Source organism: Acinetobacter sp. WU_MDCI_Abxe161 (assembly GCF_025514355.1).
In the GTDB taxonomy this organism is placed as follows: Bacteria; Pseudomonadota; Gammaproteobacteria; order Pseudomonadales; family Moraxellaceae; genus Acinetobacter; species Acinetobacter pittii_E.
This window is the reverse complement of record NZ_JAHPTU010000033.1, coordinates 1-525: the sequence shown is the minus strand read 5'-3', so window position 1 is coordinate 525 and position 525 is coordinate 1. Positions and strand designations below refer to the sequence as shown.

Here is a 525-nt window from a genome sequence, read left to right as displayed (position 1 = left end):
GATCCATCAGCAACTGTGGTGGTGACTGTAGATGGTGTTGACTATCCGGCAGTGAACAATGGTGATGGCACCTGGACCCTTGCAGACAATAGCTTGCCAACACTCGCGGACGGTCCGCACACCATTACCGTGACTGCAACAGATGCAGCAGGCAATGCAGGTACAGATACTGCAGTGGTGACCATTGATACTAGCGTTCCAGTAGTATCTTTAGATGATGTGGTTACTAATGATACGACTCCTGCTTTAACAGGGGCGATTAATGACCCAACAGCAACCGTGGTTGTGACTGTGGATGGTGTGGACTATCCAGCGACAAACAATGGCGATGGTACTTGGACGCTTGCAGACAATACACTGCCTGCATTAACAGACGGCCCACATACAGTGACTGTAACTGCAACTGATCCAGCTGGAAATACAGCTACAGATACAGCGACGCTTACTATTGATACCGTACCTGCAGACCTGATCGGTGCGATCACGATTCCTGAAGACTTAAATGGCGACGGTATCTTAAATGCA

Annotated in this window: 1 protein-coding gene; it reads left to right on the top strand. The window is 49.1% G+C overall.

From position 1 onward, the window contains the following. Positions 1-525 (top strand): Ig-like domain-containing protein (locus tag KTI78_RS17635; protein WP_262446870.1); only part of this gene is annotated, 525 nt, incomplete at both ends.